We start from the raw sequence: 2,118 nt of genomic DNA on the forward strand, positions 1-2,118 counted from the left end.
GACCGGCGTCTCCACCGACGCCGGGGCGACCGCGCGCACCAGACGCGGTACGAACACCGCGCCCGCACGCACCGCGACCTGACCGCCGTGCGTCGACGGCTCGTCGGCCACGGAACTCAGCACAGCCAGCAGCCCGGCGTCCACGTCATCGTCCACGTCCGCCAGCACGATGCGACCCGGGTGCTCCGACTGCGCCGACCGCAGCAGACCCCACACCGCCGTACCGGCCAGGTCCGACACCCGGTCGTCCGCCGCCACCGACACCGCACCCCGCGTCACCACCACGAGCCGCGACTCCGCCAGCGCATCTGCTGCCAGCCAGGACCGGACGGTCGCCAGCACCCCCGAGGTCGCCGCGCGTACCGCGTCGGGGACGGCCGTCTCCGGCCCGTCGAGCGGCAGTAGCAGCGCCCTCGGTGCGACCGTCCGGCCGGCGTCGACCGCCGCGACGAGCGCCTCGACGTCGCCGTACGCCGGCAGGTCGGCGGTTGCCGGCGAGCCGACCAGCGCCCACCCGGAGAGGTCCCCGGTGGCGGCGATCTCCTCGGCCTGCCAGGTGAGTTCGAACATCGCGCGGGCCGCCGCGCCCGCCGCGGTCACGCCGGTCAGCTCGCGCAGGGCGAGGGAGTCGACCGAGACCACGGCCGCGCCCGACTCGTCGCACGCGACCAGACGCACCGCCGAGCCCGTACGCGACAGCCGCACCCGCAGCACCCGCGCGCCCGAGGCATACACCTGCACGCCCTCGAACGCGAACGGCACCCGCGGCCCACCCGAACCCTCCGCACCCACCAGCAGCCCGATCGGATGCAGCGCCGCATCCAGCAGCGCCGGGTGCACACCGAAGCGCGCCGCCTCCGTCGCCACCTCATCCGGCAACGCCACCTCGGCGAACACCTCGTCGCCGCCCGTCCACACCCGGCGCAGCCCCCGGAACACCGGCCCGTACGCCAGGCCACGCTCCGCAAGCACCGGATACCAGCCCGCCACGTCCACCTCGGACGCACCGACCGGCGGCCACTCCCCCACGCCCGGCTCGTCGGCCGACGCCAGCTCCAGCACGCCCTCCGCATGCCGCACCCAGTCAGCCTCCGGATCACCCTCGGACTGCGAGTGCACCGCCACGACCCGGGTGCCGGTCTCGTCGGCCGCACCGACGCGCACCTGCACCCGCACCGCGCCGGACTCCGGCAGCACCAGCGGCGCGGCCACGGTCAGCTCCCGCACCCGCGACGCGCCCACCTCGTCGCCCGCCCGGACCGCCAACTCCACCAGAGCGGCACCGGGAACGACCACCACACCGGACACGACGTGGTCGGCGAGCCACGCGTGCGTCGACGTCGAGAGGCGGCCGGTCAGCACCACCATGTCCGCACCTGCCACGGAGACCGCCGCGCCGAGCAGCGGGTGCCCGGCCACGCCGAGGCCCGCCCCGGACACGTCGGCGGTACGCGGCTGGCCCGCGCCGAGCCAGTACCGCTGGTGCTGGAAGGCGTACGTCGGCAGGTCGATCCGGGCGGCGCCGGCGTCGGTGAACCACTGCGTCCAGGTCACCGGGACGCCGTGGACGTGCAGGTCGGCGAGGGCGTGCAGGAGTGCCTGCGGGGCGGGCCGGTCGCGGCGCTGGACGGCCACCGCGAGCGCGTCCTCGGCGAGCAGGTCGGCGTTCATCGCGGTCAGGACGCTCTGCGGGCCGATCTCCAGGAAGGTGTCGACCCCGGTGGCCCGTAGGGCGGCGATGCCGTCGGCGTAGCGGACGGCCTCCCGCACGTGCCGCACCCAGTACTCGGCGCGGGTGATCTCCTGCGGGTCGGCGAGCGCGCCGGTCAGGTTCGACACCACCGGCAGCAGCGGCGCTCGGAACGTCAGCCCCGCCAGGACGGCGCGGAACTCGTCGAGCATCGGTGCCACCAGCGGGCTGTGGAACGCGTGGCTCACCGTCAGCCGGCGCGTACGCACCCCTCGGTCCCGCCAGACCCGCTCCACCTCGTCCAGGGCCTCCCCGGCACCGGACACCACCACTGCGGTAGGCCCGTTGACCGCCGCGATACCCACCCGATCGGTCATCCCGGCGAGAGACTCCGCCACCGCAGCCTCGTCGGCCGCCACGGCCAGCAT

General features: G+C 75.5%; 1 protein-coding gene. It reads right to left on the minus strand.

Annotation, left to right across the window (positions count from 1 at the left end; genetic code table 11):
• The coding region (locus tag ACPCK6_RS29530) for a SpnB-like Rossmann fold domain-containing protein (RefSeq protein WP_423482849.1) at positions 1–2,118 on the minus strand (2,118 nt) is incomplete at both ends.

Source organism: Micromonospora sp. AB353, from assembly GCF_049538395.1.
Classification (GTDB): domain Bacteria; phylum Actinomycetota; class Actinomycetes; order Mycobacteriales; family Micromonosporaceae; genus Micromonospora; species Micromonospora aurantiaca.